This is a genomic window from Flavicella sp. IMCC45537, from assembly GCF_057197705.1.
Window position 1 is genome coordinate 416241 of the sequence record NZ_CM170067.1, and the last position, 20090, is coordinate 436330.

18 protein-coding genes are annotated in these 20090 nt (G+C 34.3%); 12 read left to right on the top strand and 6 right to left on the bottom strand.

All coding sequences use genetic code 11. The features are described from left to right. Positions 1–29: 29 nt before the first annotated feature. The 11 genes from AC2DGP_RS01910 to hisIE all read left to right on the top strand — a co-directional run bounded on the left by AC2DGP_RS01910 (position 30) and on the right by hisIE (position 10961). Positions 30–983 (top strand): acetyl-CoA carboxylase carboxyltransferase subunit alpha, encoded by a 954-nt coding sequence (locus AC2DGP_RS01910; RefSeq protein ID WP_484491340.1) that lies wholly within the window; start codon positions 30–32, stop codon positions 981–983. A 58-nt stretch (positions 984–1041) separates the two neighbouring features. After that, the gene (locus AC2DGP_RS01915; RefSeq protein WP_484491341.1) at positions 1042–1620 is read left to right on the top strand and encodes a pseudouridine synthase; all 579 of its coding nucleotides are present in this window, start codon (positions 1042–1044) and stop codon (positions 1618–1620) included. A gap of 21 nt (positions 1621–1641) precedes the next feature. Then, positions 1642–3219, top strand: coding sequence for a sulfatase (locus tag AC2DGP_RS01920; RefSeq protein WP_484491342.1), 1578 nt, complete (start codon positions 1642–1644; stop codon positions 3217–3219). Between the two features lie 257 nt (positions 3220–3476). After that, entirely contained in the window at positions 3477–4337 is an 861-nt protein-coding gene (gene hisG, locus AC2DGP_RS01925; protein WP_484491343.1) for an ATP phosphoribosyltransferase, read from the top strand. A gap of 22 nt (positions 4338–4359) precedes the next feature. Continuing rightward, on the top strand, positions 4360–5652 hold the full coding sequence (hisD, locus tag AC2DGP_RS01930) for a histidinol dehydrogenase (protein ID WP_484491344.1): 1293 nt from the start codon (positions 4360–4362) through the stop codon (positions 5650–5652). 30 nt (positions 5653–5682) lie between these two features. Next, entirely contained in the window at positions 5683–6726 is a 1044-nt protein-coding gene (hisC, locus tag AC2DGP_RS01935) for a histidinol-phosphate transaminase (protein ID WP_484491345.1), read from the top strand. Positions 6727–6799: 73 nt separating this feature from the next. Further along, positions 6800–7939, top strand: a complete 1140-nt coding sequence (hisB, locus tag AC2DGP_RS01940; protein WP_484491346.1) for a bifunctional histidinol-phosphatase/imidazoleglycerol-phosphate dehydratase HisB — start codon at positions 6800–6802, stop codon at positions 7937–7939. 75 nt (positions 7940–8014) lie between these two features. Continuing rightward, positions 8015–8596: an imidazole glycerol phosphate synthase subunit HisH gene (hisH, locus tag AC2DGP_RS01945; protein ID WP_484491347.1), complete on the top strand. Its 582-nt coding sequence runs from the start codon at positions 8015–8017 to the stop codon at positions 8594–8596. Between the two features lie 115 nt (positions 8597–8711). Beyond that, on the top strand, positions 8712–9440 hold the full coding sequence (gene hisA, locus AC2DGP_RS01950; protein ID WP_484491348.1) for a 1-(5-phosphoribosyl)-5-[(5-phosphoribosylamino)methylideneamino]imidazole-4-carboxamide isomerase: 729 nt from the start codon (positions 8712–8714) through the stop codon (positions 9438–9440). A gap of 81 nt (positions 9441–9521) precedes the next feature. Further along, positions 9522–10277 (top strand): imidazole glycerol phosphate synthase subunit HisF, encoded by a 756-nt coding sequence (hisF, locus tag AC2DGP_RS01955; RefSeq protein ID WP_484491349.1) that lies wholly within the window; start codon positions 9522–9524, stop codon positions 10275–10277. Positions 10278–10364: 87 nt separating this feature from the next. Continuing rightward, positions 10365–10961 (top strand): bifunctional phosphoribosyl-AMP cyclohydrolase/phosphoribosyl-ATP diphosphatase HisIE, encoded by a 597-nt coding sequence (gene hisIE, locus AC2DGP_RS01960; protein WP_484491350.1) that lies wholly within the window; start codon positions 10365–10367, stop codon positions 10959–10961. An 83-nt stretch (positions 10962–11044) separates the two neighbouring features. Here the strand turns inward: hisIE and AC2DGP_RS01965 are convergent, their stop codons facing one another. The 4 genes from AC2DGP_RS01965 to gcvP all read right to left on the bottom strand — a co-directional run bounded on the left by AC2DGP_RS01965 (position 11045) and on the right by gcvP (position 18055). Further along, positions 11045–12061 (bottom strand): TlpA family protein disulfide reductase, encoded by a 1017-nt coding sequence (locus AC2DGP_RS01965; RefSeq protein ID WP_484491351.1) that lies wholly within the window; start codon positions 12059–12061, stop codon positions 11045–11047. Between the two features lie 151 nt (positions 12062–12212). Beyond that, a complete protein-coding gene (locus tag AC2DGP_RS01970; protein ID WP_484491352.1) occupies positions 12213–13883 on the bottom strand; it encodes a 2-oxo acid dehydrogenase subunit E2 in 1671 nt (556 codons plus the stop codon). Positions 13884–13930: 47 nt separating this feature from the next. Then, entirely contained in the window at positions 13931–14926 is a 996-nt protein-coding gene (gene pdhA / locus AC2DGP_RS01975; protein ID WP_484491353.1) for a pyruvate dehydrogenase (acetyl-transferring) E1 component subunit alpha, read from the bottom strand. Positions 14927–15208: 282 nt separating this feature from the next. Then, positions 15209–18055, bottom strand: a complete 2847-nt coding sequence (gene gcvP, locus AC2DGP_RS01980) for an aminomethyl-transferring glycine dehydrogenase (protein ID WP_484491354.1) — start codon at positions 18053–18055, stop codon at positions 15209–15211. A gap of 254 nt (positions 18056–18309) precedes the next feature. On the opposite strand from gcvP, the gene AC2DGP_RS01985 reads away from it, so the two are divergent. Further along, positions 18310–19149: a UbiA prenyltransferase family protein gene (locus AC2DGP_RS01985; RefSeq protein WP_484491355.1), complete on the top strand. Its 840-nt coding sequence runs from the start codon at positions 18310–18312 to the stop codon at positions 19147–19149. A gap of 49 nt (positions 19150–19198) precedes the next feature. On the opposite strand, the gene AC2DGP_RS01990 is transcribed toward AC2DGP_RS01985, so the two are convergent. Further along, positions 19199–19813 (bottom strand): YceI family protein, encoded by a 615-nt coding sequence (locus AC2DGP_RS01990; protein ID WP_484491356.1) that lies wholly within the window; start codon positions 19811–19813, stop codon positions 19199–19201. Between the two features lie 2 nt (positions 19814–19815). Next, complete coding sequence (locus tag AC2DGP_RS01995) at positions 19816–20079, bottom strand: acyl-CoA-binding protein (protein ID WP_484491357.1); 264 nt, start codon at positions 20077–20079, stop codon at positions 19816–19818. Between the last annotated feature and the right edge of the window lie 11 nt (positions 20080–20090).

Consider the following 20090-nt stretch of genomic DNA (forward strand, 5'->3'; position numbering starts at 1 on the left):
TATCTTTGTCATCTTATAACAATAACAATATGGAATATTTAGACTTTGAATTACCAATTAAGGAACTTGAAGAACAATTGGATAAATGCCAAGTGATCGGAGAGGAAAGTGCTGTTGATGTTTCTGAAACATGTAAGAAATTAACAGAGAAATTAGAGGTAACTAAAAAAGAAATCTATAAAAATTTATCTCCTTGGCAAAGAGTTCAGTTGTCAAGACATCCTAACAGACCGTATACTTTGGATTATGTAAAAGCCTTAGCAGGAGATACTTTTATGGAGTTACACGGAGATAGAAGTGTAAAAGACGATAAAGCTATTATTGGTGGTTTAGGTAAAATAGGAGATCAATCTTTTATGTTTATCGGACAGCAAAAAGGTTACAATACAAAAACACGTCAATATAGAAATTTTGGGATGGCAAATCCTGAGGGGTACAGAAAAGCATTGCGTTTAATGCGTATGGCTGAAAAGTTTGATATCCCTGTACTTACTTTTGTTGATACTCCTGGTGCTTATCCTGGTTTAGAAGCAGAGGAAAGAGGACAAGGGGAAGCAATAGCACGTAATATTTTTGAAATGTGTGTGTTGAAAGTGCCTATTATTACTGTAATTATTGGAGAAGGAGCTTCAGGTGGAGCTTTAGGTATAGGTGTTGGTGATAGAGTAATGATGATGGAGAACTCATGGTATTCTGTTATATCTCCTGAAAACTGTTCTACTATTTTGTGGAGAAGTTGGGATTATAAAATTGAAGCTGCTTCTGCTTTGAAATTGACATCTAAAGATATGTCTAGTCTTAACTTAGTTGATGGAGTGATTAGAGAACCTGTTGGAGGAGCACATTTTAATAGGGAAGAGACTTTTGAAACAGTAAGGAAAACAGTAATGGACGAATTGGCTGCGATCAAAAAGTTATCTGTAGAGAAAATGATTGAATCTCGTATTGCTAAATATGAGAACATGGGAGTTTACAAAGAATAGTAAATTGCTGTAAATATTAAAAACCATCTATTTATAGATGGTTTTTTTATACATAAATATGTCAGAGAAAATACATTCACATTTTATCATTCACAAACCTTTTGGTTATATCTCTCAGTTTGTAAATAATAAAACTAGAAAGAAAAAGTTATTGGGAGATTTACATGATTTTCCAGAGGGAACCATGGCTGTTGGTCGACTTGATGTAAAAACGGAAGGTTTATTGTTATTAACTACTGATGGTAAGTTAAGTCATACTATTTGCAGTACGAAAGTTGAAAAGGAGTATTATGTGCAGGTTGATGGCGTGATGAATGCTGAGGCATTACAGAAATTAAACAAGGGTGTTGAGATTGGAATAAAAGGCGTGAAGTATATTACCAAACCAAGTATTTGTGTGTTGTTAGAAAAGGAACCTGATTTTGCAGACCGATCTACAAAAATCCGTGATGATCGGCATGGACCCACTTCATGGATTTCTGTTCGCATCAAGGAAGGAAAGTTTAGGCAGGTTAGAAAAATGACTTCTTCAGTTGGTTTTCCTACATTAAGATTGGTGCGTGTAAGAATTGGGAATATCCTGTTGGGAAGTTTAGAGCCCGGCAAAGTAATGCCTGTTAAAGAACTTAAATATTAGATGTATTTAAAAAATATAAAAATGATAAAAAATGTTTGGGGAATAATGGTATTTGTACTTTTGTTCTCTTGCGAAAAAGAAAAGAAGGTAAACAAAAACAGTCCTAATGTTTTATTTATTTTGGTAGATGATTTTGGGGTGTATGATACCAGTGGTTCAGGAAGTAAGTTTTACGAAACACCTCATATCGATAGTTTAGCGAATCAAAGCACTGTGTTTACACAGGGGTATGCTAGTTGTAGGGTGTGCAGTCCTTCTCGGGCAAGTATTATGACAGGTCAGTCTACCGCAAGACATGGGGTTACGGATTGGATTGGAGCTAAATCAGGAGAGCAATGGAGAGATTTGAATCGATATGATAAAATGTTGCCAGCTAGTTATAAAAAAGAGTTGCCTGCAAAAAACATTGTTTTAGCAGAAGCTTTCCAAAATCAAGGTTACAAAACTTTTTTTGCTGGAAAGTGGCATTTAGGCGGTGTTGGGTCGTTGCCTGAAGATCATGGTTTTGATATCAATAAAGCTGGTTATCATAAAGGAAGTCCAGCAGGAGGATATTTTTCACCTTTTAAAAATCCGAAATTAAAGGACGAAATAGCTGGAGAGAATCTTTCAATGCGTTTAGCTAATGAAACAGTTGAATTTATGAAAGAGCATAAAGAAGAACCATTTTTTGCATTTCTATCTTTTTATGCCGTACATGGTCCTTTGCAAACAACAAAGGAACTTAGAATGAAATACAGGAATAAGGCCGTAGCATTAGGTTTGTCTGATGAAGGATACCAGTTGGAACGTGTTTTACCTGTACGTGTAAGTCAGGATAACCCTATTTATGCTGGTTTGGTTGAGTCGATGGATTCCGCTGTTGGGAAAGTTTTGAATAGTTTAAAGGAATTTGGTTTAGAAGAACATACGATAGTAGTTTTTACCTCCGATAATGGAGGAGTTGCTTCTGGTGATGCTTTTTCTACTTCAAACTTGCCGTTAAGAGGAGGGAAAGGTTATCAATGGGAAGGAGGAATAAGAGAGCCATATTTTATAAAGGTTCCTTGGTTGAATACTAAGATAAACTCTATAGATACACCTGTAACGGGAACTGACTTGTATCCAACTTTATTAGATTTGTCTGGAATGTCACTTATGCCTTCTGAACATAGAGATGGAATAAGTTTAAAACCTTTATTAGAGGGTAAATCTATTAAAGAAAGGCCTTTGTATTGGCATTACCCTCATTATGGGAATCAAGGGGGAGAGCCTTCCTCTATTATTCGATTAGGGAAATGGAAGTTGATTCATTATTATGAGGATTCAAGAAATGAGCTATACGATCTAGAAAATGATATACATGAGGATAATGATTTGTCTTCAGAGTTAAAAGAACGAACAGGAATCATGCATACCATGTTAAAAGCATATCTTAAGGAAGTAGGAGCGAAATATCCTACTGTTGATAGTACTTATAGCAAAGTTATTGCAGGCAAAATGAGGGCTGCAAAACAACAACAATACAAGGTGATTTTAGAAAAATACCGAAAGAAAATGCTGAAGGAGAATTTTGAACCAAATAAGGATTGGTGGGGTAGTCAGTTAACAAAAGATTAAATCTTGTGAGCTGCTAAAAAAAGCAGGAATTGGTGAAGTAATTTATAATTAAATTAATTATATTTGCGTCGTAAAAATAAAACAAATGAATACAAATAAACTACATCATCATCATTCTAAATCTTGTGATCAAACGAGCTAGGAATGTTATGTAGTTTATAAACATATTTTCAAAAAACCCGTTTGAGTAGCTCAAATGGGTTTTTTTAGTAAAAATCAAATCATTGACAGTTGCTTAAACACAATTAAAAATCAAAATGACAAAATTAAAAATCGCCATTCAGAAATCAGGAAGACTTAACCAAGAATCGTTAGGTTTATTAAAAAATTGTGGAATTTCTATAGATAATGGAAAGGATCAATTGAAGGCTTCAGCACGTAATTTTCCTGTAGAAGTTTTGTATTTAAGAAACGGTGACATTCCTCAATATTTGAGAGATGGAGTTGTTGATGTTGCTATTTTAGGTGAAAATACCTTGGTAGAAAAAGGTGAAGATCTTGCGATAATTGAGCGTTTAGGTTTTTCTAAATGTAGAGTGTCTTTAGCGGTGCCTAAGGAAGTTGAGTTTAATACTTTGCAAGATTTAGATGGTAAAAGAATTGCAACTTCATACCCAAATACAGTAAAGAAATTTTTTGCAAAAAATGGAATCTCAGCTGATTTACATATCATTAACGGATCTGTAGAGATTGCACCGAATATTGGATTAGCGGATGCAATTTGTGATATTGTTTCTAGTGGAAGTACTTTGTTCAAAAATGGATTGAAGGAAGTAGTGAAGATGGATGAAAGCGAAGCTGTTTTAACTGCTGGACCAAATTTATCTGCTGAAAAACAAGAAATATTAGATATAATTCAATTTCGTATTCAATCAGTCTTGAGAGGTCAGAACTCTAAATATATCCTATTAAACGCTCCTAATGATAAAATTGATTCAATTTTAGAGTTATTACCAGGAATGAGAAGCCCAACGGTTTTGCCACTTGCTCAAGAGGGGTGGAGTTCTATTCATACTGTGGTTGAAGGAAAAACTAAATTCTGGGATATCATAGATGAGTTGAAAAAACGTGGTGCTGAAGGAATTTTGGTGGTGCCGATTGAGAAAATGGTATTGTAATTTATTCTTAATTAGAAAAGCAATGAATATTATAGAAAACCCAGCAAGAGAAACTTGGAACTCTTTAACGGAACGTCCGGCTAAAGAAGCGAGTGATCTAGGGAAAATTATATCTGAAGTTTTCGATAAAGTAGAAGCGGAAGGAGATAAGGCTTTGAAAGAATATACGCTAAAGTTTGATAAGGCGAATTTAAGAAGTTTGAAGGTTTCTGAGGAAGAAATCAATCAGGGAGTTTCATTAGTTTCGGAGGAACTTAAGGATGCTATTGCTTTAGCAAAACAAAATATTAAAATCTTTCATGCCTCCCAATTCATATCTAAAAAAGTAGTTAAAACTACAGATGGGGTTGAATGTTGGCAAGAAATGAGACCTATTGAAAAAGTTGGTTTGTATATTCCAGGCGGTACAGCTCCGTTGTTCTCTACGATATTAATGTTAGGGATTCCGGCAAAATTAGCTGGTTGTAAAGAGATTGTTCTTTGTACACCTCCTGATGAAAATGGAAAAATCAATCCTGCTATTTTGTACGCTGCAAAATTAGTAGGGGTCACAGATATTTTTAAACTTGGTGGAGTACAGGCAATTGCAGCCATGACGTTAGGAACGGAATCCGTACCAAATGTTTATAAAATATTTGGACCAGGAAATCAATTTGTTACAGGAGCTAAACAATTCGCTCTAACAAAAGGTGTTGCGATTGATATGCCAGCGGGACCCTCAGAATTGATGGTGGTGGCAGATCAAATGGCTTCTCCTGCCTTTGTAGCTTCTGATTTATTGTCGCAAGCTGAACACGGGCATGATAGTCAGGTTATTTGTGTCTCAAATTCTAAGGAGAGTTTAGAGGCAATTCAAGAGGAAGTTGCTTCTCAATTAGCGGTTTTACCAAGAAAAGAAATGGCACAGAGTGCAATTGATAATTCTCAGTTTGTGTTAATTCCAAGTTTGGTAGATCAAATTGATTTTATAAATGAATATGCTCCAGAGCATCTGATTTTAAATGTTCAGAATGAGGATTTATATTTAGATAGAATCGTAAATTCTGGGTCTGTTTTTATTGGTCCTTATACGCCAGAAAGTGCAGGTGACTATGCTTCTGGTACGAATCATACATTACCAACTAATGCCTATGCTCGTATGTATAGCGGTGTCAATATGGATGCTTTTACCAAAAAGATTACCTTTCAGAAGCTTTCAAAAGAAGGGATTCAAAATATAGGACAAGCTATTGAATTAATGGCTGAAGCAGAGGGGTTACAAGCTCATAAAAATGCGGTAACATTGAGGTTGAAAGCTATAGAGAAGGAGTCATAATTTATCCTTGATAAAGTTTAGAGAAAAGAAATGAAATTTGATTTAAATAAAATAGTAAGAGATAATATTGCAAAGTTAAAAGCTTATTCTTCTGCAAGGGATGAATTTGAAGAGGCGACTGCAAATATGATTTTCTTGGATGCAAACGAAAATCCTTTTCAAAATGGGGTAAATCGTTATCCTGATCCCAAACAGCAGAATGTAAAAGAATTGCTTTCTAGGTTGAAAGGGATTCCAACAGAACAGATATTGTTGGGGAATGGAAGTGATGAAGTATTGGATCTTATATTCAGAGCTTTTTGCGAGCCAAAAGAGGATAATGTCGTGTTTTTACCCCCTACCTATGGAATGTATGGGGTTTTAGCGGCTTTAAATAATATTGAGACAAAAGAGGTATTACTTACGGAAGATTTCGATATCCGAGTAGAAGAAACTTTAGCTAGTGTATCGGAGCATTCCAAAATTATCTTTTTATGTTCTCCTAATAATCCATCAGGGAACGCTTTTTCTGAAGAAAAGATAAAGGCAATTGTTGAAGGATTTAATGGTTTAGTAGTGATCGATGAGGCATATATAGATTTTTCTGGTTCAGAGAGTTGGTTAGAAAAATTAAAATTATATCCAAACTTAATTATAACACAAACCTTATCTAAAGCTTTTGGAATGGCTGGAATTCGTTTAGGGATTTGTTATGCTTCAGAGGAAATTATTGAGGTGCTGAATAGGATTAAACCTCCATATAATGTTAATGAGTTAACACAGCAAAGAGCAAAAGAACGCTTGTTGAAATATGATGAGGTTAAAGAAGAAATAGCTAGAATTTTAGAAAGTAGGGGAGATCTAGAAAAAAGACTAGAGACCATCTCTTATGTTTCTAGAATATATCCATCAGATTCAAACTTTGTTTTGGTAAAAGTGGATGATGCGAACAAACGTTATAATCAGTTGATTGAAAAAGGAATTGTAATTCGTAATAGAACAACTCAAGCTTTATGCGAAAATACGTTACGTTTGACCGTTGGTACTAAGGAAGAGAACAAGAAATTGATTGAAGCTTTAGAAAGTATAGAATAGAAATTAAAAGATAGCAAAATCTAATACATCATAATTGTTTGATAAAATTGTATTTAGCTAAATAAAAGACAGAATGAAGAAAGTATTATTTATCGACAGAGACGGAACTTTATGTATTGAGCCTCCTGTAGATTATCAATTAGATAGTTTAGAAAAACTAGAGTTTTATCCTAAAGTATTCCAATACATGGCAAAAATTGCTGCTGAGTTGGATTATGAATTAGTGATGGTAACCAATCAAGATGGACTTGGTACGGATTCATTTCCTGAAGATACGTTTTGGCCTGCTCAAAATAAGGTTATTCAGGCTTTTGAAAATGAAGGTGTAGTTTTTTCTGACATAGCGATTGATAGAACATTTCCTCATGAAAATGCTCCAACACGTAAACCTCGTACAGGATTGTTGACGAAGTATTTAAATACTGAAGCGTACGATTTAGAAAATTCATTTGTGTTAGGCGATAGAATCACAGATATGGAATTGGCAAAAAATCTTGGAGCTAAAGGTATTTATTTATCTGAGAACCCAGAATTAGGAGCTGATGAAATAGAGTCTGATAAGCAAGAAATAATTGATTGCATCGCACTGACAAGTACTGATTGGAAAGCGATATATGAGTTTTTAAAACTGGAAGATAGATCAGCTGAAATTACAAGAAACACGAATGAAACTAAAATTTATATCAAATTAAATTTAGATGGTTCAGGAAAGAATGATATTTCAACAGGAGTGAAGTTTTTTGATCACATGTTAGATCAGATAGGACGTCATGGAGCTATGGATTTGACTGTAAAAGTTGATGGTGATTTAGAAGTTGATGAACATCATACCATAGAGGATACAATGATTGCTTTAGGGGAGTTGTTTAGTAAAGCCTTGGGGAATAAATTAGGTATTGAAAGATACGGTTTCTGTTTACCAATGGACGATTGTTTGGCACAAGCTGCGGTTGATTTTGGAGGTAGACCTTGGATAGAATGGGATGCAGAATTTAAGCGAGAAATGATAGGTGATATGCCAACGGAAATGTTTTTCCATTTATTTAAATCATTTTCAGATGGTGCAAAATGTAATTTAAATATCAAAGCAGAAGGTGTAAACGAACATCATAAAATAGAAGGAATTTTCAAAGCCTTTGCAAAAGCAATGAAAATGGCGGTGAAAAGAGATGCGAATAAAATGTTTTTACCGAGTACAAAGGGAATGTTATAATTGAGTAGTTAAGAATTTTGAAGTTATGATTATGCTAACTTCCTATTTACTTAACTCCTTAACTACTGAAAATATATGAAAATAGTAATAATAAATTACGGAGCAGGAAATATTCAGTCTATTAAATTTGCAGTGCAACGTTTAGGACATGAAGCTGTTTTAAGTAATGATGCTGAAGAGATAAAGGCTGCGGATAAGGTTATTTTTCCTGGAGTTGGTGAAGCTAGTAGTGCAATGAAAATGTTGCGTGCTACAGGTTTAGATGAAATTATTCCTAATTTAAAACAACCGGTATTAGGTATTTGTTTGGGAATGCAACTGATGTGTCATTCAAGTGAAGAAGGGGATACAAAAGGTTTGAGTATTTTTGATGTAGATGTACATCGATTTTCCAATGATGTAAAAGTGCCTCAAATAGGATGGAATCAGATTGCTGAATTAAAAAGTGACTTATTTTCCGGAATTAAGGAGGATGAGTTTATTTATTTAGTTCATAGTTTTTATGCACCGATTTGTTCTGAAACTATTGCAACTACAAACTATGGATTGAAATATTCAACGGCTTTGCAAAAGAATAATTTCTATGGAACACAATTTCACCCAGAAAAAAGTAGCAAAGCAGGAACACAAATATTAAAGAATTTCTTGAACCTATAGGTTCTGAATCAAGTAACAGCTAGCGAGCATCAAGAATTGATTTCGTAATGTTACTTATTTTATAAATAAAAAAGTATCGAGTACTTGATACCTGATATTAAATACGAGTTGAAAAATGAGATTAATACCCGCAATTGATATAATAGACGGACAATGTGTTCGGTTATCGAAAGGAGATTACAATACGAAAAAAGTATACAATGAAAATCCTTTAGAGATCGCAAAACAATACGAAGCTCATGGAATTGAACATCTGCACTTGGTAGATTTAGATGGTGCGAAAGCAAGTCATATTGTAAATCATAAAGTTTTAGAGAAGATTGCAACTAAAACAAGTTTGAAGATTGATTTTGGAGGCGGTTTAAAAACAGATGATGATCTAAGAATTGCTTTTGAGTCAGGTGCTGGTCAAATTACCGGAGGAAGTATCGCTGTAAAACAGCCAGAAGTATTTAGAAATTGGTTGTCTAAGTTTGGAGCAGACAAGATTATTTTAGGTGCAGACGCCAATAATGAAAAAATAGCCATCAGTGGTTGGTTAGAAGAATCTGATAAAGAGTTGATTCCATTTGTAGAAAGTTATATGAAAGATGGTGTATCTTATGTGATTTGTACGGACATTGCTAAAGACGGGATGTTGCAAGGACCTTCTTTTGATTTATATAAAAAAATGTTAGAGCAACTTCCGGGAGTAAAATTGATTGCAAGTGGTGGAATCTCTACGTTTGAGGAATTACCTAGACTAGCGGAGTTAGGTTGTGAAGGAACGATTATTGGTAAAGCTATTTATGAGAATAAAATAAGCTTGAAACAGTTAGAAAACTATATTGTTTCTGCCAGTTAGTAGTTTAAAAAAAGATTAGTGTAAAAATGTATTTTGCATAAAGCTAAAATGGCGGATGTAAAATACTTAATACTCAATAGAATGTTAACAAAGAGAATAGTTCCATGTCTAGATATCAAGAATGGACGAACTGTAAAAGGAGTAAATTTTGTAGATTTAAGAGATGCTGGAGATCCAGTTGAATTGGCAAAGATTTATGCGGACACAGGAGCGGACGAATTGGTGTTTTTGGATATATCGGCCACAGAAGAAAAAAGAAGAACGCTTTTAGATCTAGTAATGCGTGTGGCTGCAGCGGTGGATATTCCATTTACCGTTGGTGGTGGAATTTCTTCTGTTGAAGATATTGACAATCTTTTGCATGCAGGTGCGGATAAGGTTTCTATTAATTCATCAGCAGTCAAAAATCCACAATTAATAAATGATGCTTCCGCTAAATTTGGTTCTCAGTGCATTACAGTTGCTATTGATGCAAAGCAAATTGAAGGAGAGTGGTATGTGCATTTGGTTGGAGGAAAAGTACCTACAGATATTAACTTATTTGAATGGGCTCAGGAAGTTGAAGCACGTGGAGCTGGTGAAATTTTGTTTACCTCAATGGATCATGATGGAACTAAAGATGGATTTGCTAATGAGGCCTTAGAAATTTTATCTGAAATGTTAAACATACCGATAATTGCTTCTGGTGGGGCGGGGAATATGCAGCATTTTGCAGATACTTTTATCAAAGGTAAATCTGATGCGGCATTGGCTGCAAGTGTTTTTCACTTTAAAGAAATTGATATACAAGACCTAAAAAAGGAATTGAAAAAGCAAGGGATTGCTGTTAGAATATAAGGAATAGTTTCGTAGACTTAGTTTTTTCTAAGTTTTCATAATAAAGAGCCGTTTGACTAGTTTAAGGCTTATAAAAAATAGATAATAATGAAAATAGATTTTTCTAAAGACAACGGTTTGGTACCGGCAATTGTTCAAGATGCCACAACAAAAAATGTGTTGATGTTGGGCTATATGAATCAAGATGCTTTTGATAAAACAATGGAAACTGGAAAAGTAACTTTTTTTAGCCGAAGCAAGGAGCGTTTATGGACAAAAGGAGAGGAAAGTGGTAACTTTTTAGAGCTTGTGAGTATTGCAAATGATTGTGATAACGACTCTTTATTAGTAAAAGTAAACCCTGTTGGGCCAACTTGTCATACCGGTACGGATACATGTTGGAAAGAAGAGAACAAACAAACTTATGGTTTCTTTTCAACCTTAGAGGACGTGATAACAGAAAGAGTAGAAAACAAGGATACTAAAAAATCTTATGTAGCAAGTTTGTTTTCTAAAGGTATCAATAAAGTAGCTCAGAAGGTCGGAGAAGAGGCAGTAGAGACTGTTATTGAAGCAATGGATAACAACGATGAGTTGTTTTTATATGAATCAGCAGATTTATTATTTCACTATTTGATGTTACTTCAAGCAAAAGGATTTACTTTAAAGGATATTGAAAACGAATTGAAAGGAAGGCATAAATAGATTTCTTTTTGTTTATAAAAGTAGAGCAAATAAAAAAGTCCCATTAAATTAATAATGGGACTTTTTTATTTTTAATGGTAATTCTATAAACCTAGTTCATCAAAAATAGATGTTAAATTGGGGTCAGAGGGTCTAGGAGCATTTGCTTCAACTATTTTTCCTTGAGGGTCAATTAAGATAAATCTAGGAATTCCAGATATCTGATAAGAATTGGCGAAAGATTGATCAGTACCTGCAAAAAGTTGAACTCCGCCCATGTCTTTATCAGTAATCATTTGTTTCCAAGCATTTTTCGCATTGGGTTTATCAATTGATATACTAACAAACTCGATATTTTTACCGTGGTATTTTTTCTCTAAAGATTGTAAAAATGGAATCTGTTGTTTACAAGGACCACACCAAGTAGCCCAAACATCAATATAAACGTATTTCCCTTTAAAATCGTCTAATGAGCTGGTTCCTCCTTTAAAGTTCTCGTAGTTCTGGAATTTAGGGGAATCACTACCTTTAGCTGTACTTTTTAACAAATTATGTTGTTCCTCGTAGTTTTCAGTTAAAGTAGTATATAATTGCTCGTTATTATCTTTTTCGGCTTTGGCAAAAGCTGGATCTAGATCATTATATTTTATCAATAATTGGTCAAAAGTTGATTTAGCTTCATTTAATTTTGAGTCAAAATCTTTTTTTTCTAAACTAAAGTACTCAGGAATATTCATGAATTTACTTCCTGTTTCTAGCTTTTCTTTAATATAATTAGTGTTTTGAGCTCCTTTTCCGTCAAATGTAAATTCATCACCGCTAATTGTTAATTTTAAATCAAAACCGTTTTGGATGTAAGAAAATGTTCTATTTTGACCGACTGTTATACCATAAAAATTTTCTTCATAAGAAGCTAATTCTGCAACTTTTTTAAGATGTAAAGTATCTTTAAAGTGTCCATTTTCATCAATGCTAATCTGCTTGTTGTAATTTTGATTTTCAATTATCAAAACTTTTTCAGACGTATCTACAACAGTTCCTGATATAGTCAAATAATCTTTTTTTCCATTAGTACATGAAAATAAAAAGACTGATGCTATAACTAATACTATATTTTTCATTTTAGATTATTTTATTGAGTTTCAAATATACAATTTATAGACGAAGACAAATCTTATATTTTACAGACTTTAACATAATATTAGGCTAGAATAGGAGCCAAAAAAAGCCCTTGTATAATTACAAGGGCTTCAAATATGATTAAGTAGAATCTTAAGCTAACATAGTAACTGGATTCTCAATATATTGCTTTACAGTATTCATAAATGCGGCACCAACAGCACCATCAATCGTTCTATGATCACAAGCTAAAGTTAAATTCATAATATTTCCAACTACAATAGCTCCGTCTTTTACAACAGGCTTTTGTTTAATTCCTCCAACTGATAAAATTGCAGAGTTTGGTTGGTTGATGATTGAAGTAAAATTATCAACACCAAACATACCTAGATTAGAAACAGTAAAAGTTGAACCTGACATCTCTGCAGGAGTCAATTTTTTAGTTTTAGCCTTGATTGCTAAATCTTTTACTTCAGCACCAATTTGAGTTAAGCTCTTAGTATCTGTGAAAGGAATAACAGGCACCACTAGTCCGTCTTCAATCGCTACAGCAACACCAATGCTAATATGGTTATTGTAGATAGTTTGTTCATCAGTCCATTGTGTGTTGATTTGTGGATGTGATTTTAATGCCATAGCACATGCCTTTACAACCAAGTCATTGAAAGAAACTTTTGTATCAGGTAAACTGTTGATCTCTTTACGAGATGCAATAGCATTATCCATATTGATATCCATTCCAATAGTGAAATTCACAGCAGTAGTCTGAGAGTTGTCCAAAGCTCTTACAATTGCTTTACGCATTTGAGAGTTTTTAACTTCTGTTTGACTAACTTCTCCAGCAGGAGCAGCAACAACACTTACAGCAGGAGCTTCAGAAATGACAACATCCGTAAAGTTTTCAATATCTGTTTTAACAATACGTCCACCTTCACCAGTACCAACAACTTTCGCAAGGTTGATTCCTTTTTCAGCAGCTAACGCTTTTGCTAAAGGAGAAGCAACGATTCTTCCATTTTCAGATTTTATGTTGCTTACAGTTCTTGTAGCGCTTGCTGTAGAACCTGTAGCTTGTTTCGGAGCCGCAGGAGCAGCTTTTTTTTCTGTTGCAGCAGGAGCGGGAGTAGCCTCAGCTTTCGGTGCTTCCGCAACTGGCTCGTTTGAACCTCCTCCAATTTGAAAAGAAGAAACAACACCAGAAACATCAGTTCCAGCATCACCAATAACAGCTAACAAGCTATCAACTGGTGCAGTTTGTCCTTCCTCAAGACCAATATATAATAAAGTACCTTCGTTAAAAGATTCAAATTCCATGGTAGCCTTGTCCGTTTCAATCTCCGCAAGTATGTCTCCTTCAGAAACTTCATCACCAACTTTTTTAAGCCAAGTAGCAACAGTTCCATCCGTCATTGTATCACTTAAACGAGGCATGGTAACAACTGTAATCCCTTCAGGAATAGCAGCTGCAGCAGGAGCAGCAGCTTCAGCCTTTGGTTCTTCCGGAGCAGGCGCTTCTGATGCAGGTTCAGCTTCGGCAGCTGGAGCAGCGGCAGCATCACCAGAAAGCAAAGCAGAAAAATCTTCTCCTTCTTCTCCTATAATAGCTAATAAGCTATCAACAGGTGCTGTTTCACCTTCTTGCAGACCAATATGTAATAAAGTACCTTCGTTAAAAGACTCAAACTCCATGGTTGCTTTGTCAGTTTCAATTTCAGCAAGAATATCTCCTTCTTCAATTTTATCACCCACAGCTTTCAACCATTTAGCAACGACTCCTTCAGTCATTGTATCACTCAAACGGGGCATTGTAATAATTTGTGCCATACTATTATTTCGTTATGTTTTTAATATAAGTTGTTAGAACAAGTGGTTTAAACACTTTTGATAAATGGGTAGTCTTCTTGTTCGTAAACTACATCGTATAATTGTTGTACTTCTGGATATGGAGATTCTTCAGCGAATTTCTCACATTCAGATACTTTAGCTTTTACGTCTTTTTCAACTTGCTTGATCTCATAAGCAGATAAATAATCATTTTCTTTAATGATATCTAAAACTTGTGTGATTGGATCAATTTTTTTGTATTCTGCAACTTCGTCTTTTGTTCGATAGTGTTGTGCATCAGACATTGAGTGTCCTCTATATCTGTATGTTTTCATTTCTAAGAATGTTGGTCCATCTCCTCTACGAGCTCTTTCCATAGCTTCGTCCATTGCTTCAGCAACTTTAATTGGATTCATGGCATCAACAGGACCAGAAGGCATTTCGTACCCTAATCCTAGTTTCCAGATATCTTCATGGTTTGCAGTTCTTTCTACAGAAGTTCCCATTGCATATCCATTGTTTTCAACAATAAATACTACTGGTAATTTCCATAACATAGCCATATTGAATGTTTCATGTAACGATCCTTGACGAGCAGCACCATCACCAAAACAACAGATTGTTACAGCACCAGTGTTGTGATATTTATCCCCAAATGCCATTCCAGCACCTAAAGGAATTTGACCACCAACAATACCGTGACCACCGTAAAAACCTTTTTCTTTAGAAAAGATATGCATTGACCCTCCCATACCATGAGAAGTTCCAGTTACTTTTCCATACAATTCAGCCATTACTCTTTTAGGATCAACACCCATTCCAATTGGTTGAACGTGATTTCTATAAGCGGTAATCATTTTATCCTTTGAAAGGTCCATCACGTGTAAAGCTCCAGCTAAGATAGCTTCTTGACCATTGTATAAATGTAAGAAACCTCTTACTTTTTGTTGGATGTAAACTGCAGCTAATTTGTCTTCAAATTTTCTCCAGAATAACATGTCCTTGTACCAATTGATGTATGTTTCTTTTGTAATTTCTTTCATGATGAATTTTAATAATTATTCAAAGTATGACCGCAAAAATAATATATTACTGTATCATATTGAAGTATTCTAAGTACTTTTTTTGTTGCTGAACGTCATAACTTTGAATATGGCAATTTTTGGTAGTTAAAAACAAAAAAGCCAAACATTTTAGTTTGGCTTTTTTGCAAATTTACAATTTGTAAACTGTTTTTTAACAGAATTAAGAATGTGGGTATCGTAATTTTATTCTGTTTTTTGGATGATTTTTATGAATCATCTAACAAAATCTAAAATATGTTATTACATATAGTCTTCAATTGGTGTGCAAGAGCAAATTAAATTACGATCGCCAAAGGCATCATCAACACGTCTTACTGAAGGCCAGAATTTATTATCTGCTATCGAGTCCATTGGAAAAGCAGCTTGTTTTCTAGTGTATGAGAAATTCCAAGCATCACTAGTTAGCATTTGTTGCGTATGTGGTGCATTTTTCAAAATAGACTCTTCACCATGCTTTTCAGAAGCTTCAATTTCTTTTTTGATACTTTTTAAAGCTGCAATAAAATTGTCTAATTCCCCTTTTGATTCACTTTCCGTTGGTTCAATCATTAAGGTTCCAGCAACGGGGAATGAAACAGTAGGAGCATGATAACCATAATCCATTAATCGTTTAGCAATATCTACAACTTCTATTCCTTTTTCTTTGAAGGATCGGAAGTCAACGATCATTTCATGAGCACAAAATCCATTTTCTCCTGTGTACAAAATATCATAAGAATCTTCTAAGTTTTTCTTGATGTAGTTTGCATTTAGTATAGCGTTCTCTGTAGCGGTTTTAAGTCCATTAGCACCAAGCATTTTTATATAACCATAGGATATTAAAAGCACTAAAGCAGACCCCCAAGGAGCTGAAGATACAGAAGTAATCGGAGAATCTCCACCAGTAGGGATGACTGGATTCGAAGGTAAATAGGGTGCTAAATGTTCAACAACACATATAGGTCCTACTCCAGGTCCACCACCACCATGTGGTATCGCAAAGGTTTTGTGTAAGTTAAGATGACAAACATCCGCACCAATAGTTGCCGGGTTTGTTAAACCTACTTGTGCGTTCATATTAGCTCCATCCATATAAACTTGTCCACCATTTTCATGAATTAATTGAGTGATTTCCTTGATTCCACTTTCAAAAACACCATGAGTAGATGGATAGGTTACCATTAGAGCAGAAAGGTTGTCTTTATGTAATAGCGCCTTTTCCCTTAGATCATCAAAATCAATATTACCTTCTGCTGTTGCTTTGGTAACAACGACTTTCATTCCCGCCATTACAGCTGAGGCAGGATTCGTACCGTGAGCAGAAGATGGAATCAAGCATATATTTCTATGATGATCTCCTCTAGCTTCATGGTAAGCTTTGATAACAAGTAATCCTGCATATTCACCTTGTGCACCTGAATTGGGTTGAAGGGAAGTAGCATGAAAACCAGTGATTTCATTTAGATCACTTTCAAGTTGTCTAAAAACCTCTTGGTACCCTGCAGCTTGTTCGATTGGGACAAAAGGGTGGATATTAGCCCAGTTTGCCCAACTTAGTGGAAACATCTCAGAAGCGGCATTCAATTTCATAGTACATGAACCTAAAGAGATCATGGAATGGTTGAGAGATAGATCTTTTCTTTCAAGTTTTTTTATGTAACGCATCATTTCTGTTTCTGAATGATAGCTATTAAAGACAGGATTCTGCATAAATTCAGATGTCCTTGAAAGGTTTTGAGGTATCGTTATTTGTGGGTTTATTGAAGTGACCTCCGTAAATATTTTTCCTTCAGATTTCGCAATGATTTTTACAATTTCATTGATATCCTCTAGGGTAGTAGTTTCGTTAAGGGAAATGCTAACTGTATTTTTGTTCGTGTAATAAAAATTTACATTTAACAATTCAGCATTATCTTTAATTGTTTTGATATCATTCACCTCAATATTAAGGGTATCAAAGAACGTTTTGTTGATTTGTAAGATCCCCAATTTTGTTAGTTCATCGTGCAATGTATAGGCAAGTTGATGAATCGTATTCGCGATATACCTTAATCCTTTAGGACCATGATATACACCATACATACCAGCCATAACAGCTAATAGTACCTGAGCGGTACAGATATTAGATGTTGCTTTTTCTCTTTTGATGTGCTGCTCTCTGGTCTGTAACGCCATACGAAGGGCACGATCTCCATTAGCATCTTTTGTTACACCGATAATTCTACCAGGAATATTACGTTTATAAGCTTGTTTGGTAGCAAAGTATGCAGCATGAGGTCCTCCATATCCCATTGGAATTCCAAATCTTTGAGTAGTTCCGATAACGACATCTGCTCCCCATTCTCCAGGTGGAGTTAGTATTGATAAACTTAGTAGGTCCGCGGCCACGGCAACACGAACTTCTTTTTCGTTCGCTGCTTTCGTAAAGTCTGAGTAGTCTAAAACTTGACCGTTTTTCCCAGGATATTGGATTAAGGCACCAAAATAATTTTCTGTAAAAGTAATTGATTCATAATCTCCAATAATTAATTCGATATCCAGTGGAGTAGCTCTTGTTTTTAAAATGTCTATGGTTTGTGGTAACACATTTTCCGAAACGAAAAATTGCATAGAATTATTCTTTTTCTGACTTCTAGAACGTGTATTGTAAAGCATTATCATTGCCTCACCTGCTGCAGTTCCTTCATCTAGTAAAGAAGCATTTGCAAGTTCCATTCCTGTAAGTTCAGAAACCATTGTTTGATAGTTCAGTAACGCCTCAAGCCTACCCTGAGCTATCTCAGCTTGATAGGGAGTGTAAGCAGTGTACCATCCAGGATTTTCTAATATATTTCTTTGAATTACTCCAGGTGTTATTGTTGGGTGATATCCTAAACCGATGTAATTTTTAAACAATTTATTTTGAATAGATAAGTCATGAACATGGGCTAAATATTCATGTTCACTCATTGCTTTGTCTAAATTCAAGCCTTTCGAAATAAATATATCTGAAGGAATTGTTTTTTTTATCAACTCGTCCATTGAATCAACTCCAATGGTTTTTAGCATTTCTTGAACATTTGTACCTCTTGGACCAACGTGTCTCGCAACAAAAGAATCTGTCTTCATTCGTGTTTAATATGAATTATTGTGTCAAATTTGTGCTGCAAAAATAAATATAAATAAAGCAAGTTATGAATAAAGCATCTTAAATTGTTAACGAAAGGAACAGGGTTATGAACAATATTAATTATGGGGTAGGAATTAACTGATGTTCTTGGTGGAAATAATTATTGTTCTGTGAACATTTGTTATTTTCGCAGTATCAACTTTTCACATCTGCAACTATTTATAGGAATATACGTTGCATAAAAGATTGCTTAATGTCATTGATAGCCAAACTGTTTTTGTTTTATGTGCAAAGTAATATTCATGTGTCAATATCTGCTGCTTTATTGGTGATGATTACAGGAAAGTATTTGAATTTAAATACTTTGTTTCCAGCAGTTTTTGTAGGGTTGTCCACTTTTTTTTCCTACAATCTTATTAGGTTCTTGAAGTCCGACAATAAGTTACTCAAGCAAGAAATAAAAATTTGGTTTGATCAAAATTTAAAGTCATTGTTAGCTTTGAATTTTATGGTGTTTATTTTGTTGCTTTTTTGCGCAATGAAATTAACATTACGTGAAGTGATTTTTATCATTCCTTTTGCTCTTTGTACACTTTTCTATATGTTGCCTTCAGTCGTTATTTTTAAAAGAAGTATTTTTTTAAGAAATGTTCCGGGGCTTAAAATATTTTTAATTGCCTTTTCTTGGGCTGGATTGACAACTTTATACCCTGCTTATCATAATTTTTATGAAATCGGTAGTGATGAATTATTGTTATTTATAAACCGGTTATTATTTGTTATTGTATGGACAATTCCTTTTGATATTAGAGATTTGGACTTTGATTCGCATGATTTAAAAACGATTCCTAGAGTGATTGGGCTGAAATATACAAAGGTGCTTTCTATTGTGATTTTACTAGGTTCTTTGTTAATAACAAGAAATATGAATATTCCGTTTGTTTTTTTTCAAGTTGAAGGAGTCGTAAGTATAGTTTTATTATTATTGGTTCTAAAATCGACAAGAAAACAATCTCAATTTTATGCCTCGTTTTGGGTAGAAGGAATTCCTATTTTATGGTGGAGTTTATTAATAATTGCGGATAGGATATAAAAAAAGGTCTTTCATTTATGAAAGACCTTTTTTTTATTTTGTTCGTTTATTAATTAAAAAAAACTGAAATATCTATCGCTACATCGCTCCAAGTTTTACTAATTCCGTCGGCTCCTTTATGTAGTTCAAAACAAGCTTTGTTTATAGATTCGATAGCAGCTTGCGCTTGCCAGCTATTCGTATCCATAATTGATTTAATTTCTAATGAGTTTTCAGTTGTTGTATAAGAAAAAGGAAGTTTTTCAATAATTCCATTCATAGAAAAGTCTACATAACCAGATTGAGGTGTGTCGATATGAATGGTTCCTGAAAGGATTTCTGCATTTTTCATAACCCCAAAGAAAAGTGTTTTTAACTTGTGATCTCTATCTGCATTATTTGAAAATATACTGCTTACTGGGATTGAAAATTCAGTTCCATTTAAAGCTTCTGCGAATGTTTTTCCTGGAGTACTTTTCTTTATATTAAGTTTGGTAAACTTTCCTTTTACGGGTACCTTTTCTGTAGTTTTAAATGCAGTCCAATTAATTTCCGACTTGTTAGTGTTTATCGAGAATTGTTTTTCCTGTGTTTCAACTTTTTTTTCTTTTCCAGCTTTTTGCTTACAAGAAGTTGAAGACATGGAAATTGCAATAACAGCAACGAAGAGAAGAACTTTTTTCATAATTATTTTGAGTATTTATTAACTAAATCTATATATTTTCTTTTTGCCTCATCCGGACTAATTCCCTTTAGTTGCATCCATGCATTAAATTTAAAAGCATTACGAACATCAAAATTTGCATTGAAAGAAAAGTTATCTCCTGCAGTGGCTTGTTTGTAATATGCATAGAACAATAACATAACGTCTTGTGGAAGTGGAGTTTCCATGGCACTAGCTTTTGCATATGCCTTTTCAAACTCTTCATGTAGTTCTTTATCTACACCCATTAATCTTACAT